The following is a 3378-nucleotide window of genomic DNA, read 5'->3' as shown; positions in this document are numbered from 1 at the left end:
GCAGGCCCCACGGCCACAGGGGCGCCCCGCGCGTCCGGCGCAGTCTGCTCAGGCATCGGCACGGGCCACCGGAGCTGCCGCACCCGGACAGTCCGCTGCCGACTCCGCCTTCAAGAGAAAACGACGCAAACCCCGACAGGACGGCCAGCGCCCGGGCGAGCCGCTGGCCAGGAAATGGTCGCTCCTGCTCTATGCGGGCATCGGGGCCGCGATTGTCGTGCTGCTGGGAGACTGGGCCACGCCAACTCAGCCGGCCGTCGACAAGCCAGGCGCGGCGCTCGTCCAGCCGGCCGCGGCGGCGTCAATCGTCACCCCCGTCCCGGCTGACCTGCCGCGCGAGGCCCAATATTTGCGTCCGAGCCTGACTCCGCGTGGCCTGCCCTGGCCAACCAATTCGGGCTACCTGCCCGGATATCCGGTGCTGAATACAAGCGGCCTGTCGACGCTGACCGTCGACAACTCGCGCGGTCCGTCCGACGTGCTGCTCAAGCTCGTGGCCGTCAACGGCGGCTCCCCGGTGCCGGTACGGACGACATTCATTCCTGTCGGGTCTTCGTTCACGATGGACGCGATCACGCAGGGCAGCTATGACGTGCGCTACCAGAGCCTGGACACCGGGGAGATCTACCGGTCGGAGCGCTTCGTGTTCGAGGAAACGCGGGAGGCGGGCAGCACCAGCGCCGGGCGCAACGTGTTGACGCTGTATGCGGCAGCCGGGAAATCGCGGTCGGTCACGATCACCGAGCGCGAATTCCCATAATACAAACGCCGCCCGGATGGGCGGCGTTTGGAAACGACTGCTTACCTGACAGCCTGACTACTTCGCCTGACTGGCAGGCGGCGTCCAGGGCTTCGGCTTCGGTGCCGGCGGCGGCACCGCGCCATACAGCTTCTGCCAGCGCGACTTGAGACCGTCGGCGATCTCTTTCTGGTTGTACTGCTCGGCAAAGTCGATCACGGTCATGTTCTGCTGGTTCTTCAGGCGCATGTCCGCGCCTTCGTCGAGCAGCAGCTTGACGGTATCGATATGCCCGCCGCGCGCGGCCATCATCAGCGGCGTGGTGCCATTCGGGCTTTCCGCATCGATGTAGGCCGCATGGTCGACCAGATACTTGACGACATCGTTGTGCCCATTCGTGGCCGCGTAGTGCAGCGGCGCCCAGCCCTTCTTGTTGACCTCGGCCTCCATGCCGTCGACCATCAGCTTGACCATGTCCAGTTCGCCCTGCAGGCTGGCCATCATCAGCGGAGTCTCACCCGCCGGATTGGTCTTGTCGAAGTCGATGTTCTTGGCCTTGATCAGCGCCGTTGCCGCCTTGGTCGATTTCTCGCGCAGCGCCACCACCAGCATCGGGTCACCCCGGTTGTCGACCAGATTTGGATCCACGCCACGCGCCAGCAGCTTCTGCACGGTGTTGGCGTCATCGAACTCGACGGCCTTGCGCATATCGTCGGCCGGAGCGGCCACGCTGGCGCAAGCCGCGCAGATCAGGGCCATTGCGGCGACCCCACGTCTGATCTTAAAGTCAAGCATGAGCATTCCTGTCTATGTGCTTGAATAAGCGGAAAAAATTATCCGTAGTTTGTTCTGCGATCGTCTCCACGGGAACATCGCGCAGCTTGGCGATAAACTCGCCCACGTGACGCACCCAGGCCGGCTCGTTCGTCTTGCCGCGGTACGGCACGGGGGCAAGATAAGGCGAATCGGTTTCGATCAGCATGCGGTCGAGCGGGACCTTCTTCGCGGTTTCTTGCAGGTCGGCCGCGCTCTTGAACGTGACGATACCCGAGAACGAGATATGGAAGCCTTCGTCCAGCGCCTGCCGGGCGATGTCCCACGTCTCCGTGAAGCAGTGCATGACGCCACCAACCTCACCCGCGTTTTCCTCGCGCATCAGCCGCAGCGTGTCGTCCGCCGAGGATCGCGTATGGATGATCAGCGGCTTGCCAGTCTGGCGGGCCGCGCGAATATGGGTGCGGAACCGCTCGCGCTGCCACTCCATGTCCGCGATGCTGCGGCCGTTGAGACGGTAGTAGTCCAGCCCGGTCTCACCAGTACCAACCACGCGCGGATGCGCCGACAGCGTGACCAGCCGCTCGAGTGTCGGCTCTTCGGCACCTTCTTCGTAGTCGGGATGCACACCGACCGAGGCATACAGGTTCGGGTGCTGTTCGGCCAGCGCCAACACGCGCGGAAAGTCCTCGAGCGTCACGGAGATGCAGAGGGCGTGCGACACCTGATTGGTCCGCATGTTCTCGAGCAACTGCGGCAGCCTTTCGGCCAGCTCGGGAAAATCGATATGGCAGTGGGAATCTACAAACATGGGATATCTCAATCGAGCCGACGCCGGGCGATCATCAGGTCTCGCTCGACGCCATGGTCACCGGCCCGGCATCGAATGACGATACCCGCGGCAAAACCAAAAAAACTCATAAATAACAATAAATTGCGATTAATACTTCGCGCAACACAGCAACTCCAGATGAACTACAGGGTCTGGGTCGGTCGCCCGGATTCAATCGTCTTGCCAAGAATCTCTTCCACCGCGCGCTTCAGCGAACGGCCAATATCGTCGTCCGGGAGATGTACCCCCACGCCTGGCGTCTTCATCGGCGTGCCGACCGGCGTGATCCACGCGACAGTACCTTGCAGCTGGTACTTCTGCGGGCGATCCAGCAGCGACAGCACCAGAAATACCTGCTCCCCAAGCCTGAACGGCCGGTTCGACGGCACGAAGATCCCGCCTCGCGCCAGGAACGGCATATAGGCCGCATACAGCCCTGCCTGGTCCTTGATCGACAGTGACAACACGTTCGGGCGGCCGGTCGTCGCGGGATTAGGAATCGTGGCGGGACCGACCGCTGGTCGTGTCGGCGCCGCTATGGCTGGTGTGTTCATCTTGACCCCTTATTGCAGCATTGCCCGCTTTGTGCGGGCTATTTGAAATTTGCTTTGTTCGACTTGTACCACGTGTGCGGCACGATTCCTACCGCGAGACGCACGCTAGCGGAACAATTGTCGGTAATCGAGCAACACCGACTCCATCACGAGGCGCGCGGCCAACGGATGGTTCTCGTTGCGGCGATGTCCGACCAGCCGCGCGGCGAACGCCTGCAGCCGATGCGCGTCGGTTGCGCTGGCGCAGCGGGTCAGTGCCGTCTGCTCCTTCGGAAAGTAACGCACGGCACCCGTGCCCAGGCAGAGCGCCAGCAGATCGTACGTCCAGCGTTGCAGGGTGCCGAGCACGGCGGGAACCGGCAGCTTCTGCAATTGCTCCGCGGCGGCCAGGGCATCGAGCGCAGCCGCGCTACCGAGCTGGCCGACCAGCCAGCGCTGCAAGGGCTGTTCCTCGGCCTCGGCCGCGTGCAGCGCGGTCA

4 protein-coding genes and 1 pseudogene are annotated in these 3378 nt (G+C 63.5%); 1 reads left to right on the top strand and 4 read right to left on the bottom strand.

From position 1 onward, the window contains the following. Positions 1-760, top strand: a 760-nt coding sequence (locus D769_RS30730) for a hypothetical protein (protein ID WP_008648982.1), incomplete at its 5' end; no start/stop codon positions are given. A 57-nt stretch (positions 761-817) separates the two neighbouring features. Here the strand turns inward: D769_RS30730 and D769_RS20395 are convergent. The 4 genes and pseudogenes from D769_RS20395 to D769_RS20380 form a co-directional block, all read right to left on the bottom strand. Further along, positions 818-1534, bottom strand: coding sequence for an ankyrin repeat domain-containing protein (locus D769_RS20395; RefSeq protein WP_035882698.1), 717 nt, complete (start codon positions 1532-1534; stop codon positions 818-820). Next, the gene (locus tag D769_RS20390) at positions 1527-2324 is read right to left on the bottom strand and encodes a TatD family hydrolase (RefSeq protein WP_008648978.1); all 798 of its coding nucleotides are present in this window, start codon (positions 2322-2324) and stop codon (positions 1527-1529) included. Before D769_RS20390 ends, D769_RS20395 begins: the two co-directional genes overlap by 8 nt. Before the next feature lie 164 nt (positions 2325-2488). Beyond that, positions 2489-2899, bottom strand: a complete 411-nt coding sequence (locus tag D769_RS20385) for a PilZ domain-containing protein (protein WP_040011166.1) — start codon at positions 2897-2899, stop codon at positions 2489-2491. Between the two features lie 105 nt (positions 2900-3004). After that, positions 3005-3378, bottom strand: a pseudogene (locus D769_RS20380) (DNA polymerase III subunit delta'); the annotation flags it as partial.

The organism is Cupriavidus sp. HMR-1 (assembly GCF_000319775.1).
In the GTDB taxonomy this organism is placed as follows: Bacteria; Pseudomonadota; Gammaproteobacteria; order Burkholderiales; family Burkholderiaceae; genus Cupriavidus; species Cupriavidus metallidurans.
Note: the sequence above shows the minus strand (reverse complement) of the source record. Positions and strands in the feature narration are given on the sequence as shown.

Coding starts and splice junctions, on each gene's coding strand:
- D769_RS20395 (WP_035882698.1), bottom strand. CDS start 1,534: ATGCTTGACTTTAAGATCAGACGTGGGGTCGCCGCAATGGCCCTGATC.
- D769_RS20390 (WP_008648978.1), bottom strand. CDS start 2,324: ATGTTTGTAGATTCCCACTGCCATATCGATTTTCCCGAGCTGGCCGAA.
- D769_RS20385 (WP_040011166.1), bottom strand. CDS start 2,899: ATGAACACACCAGCCATAGCGGCGCCGACACGACCAGCGGTCGGTCCC.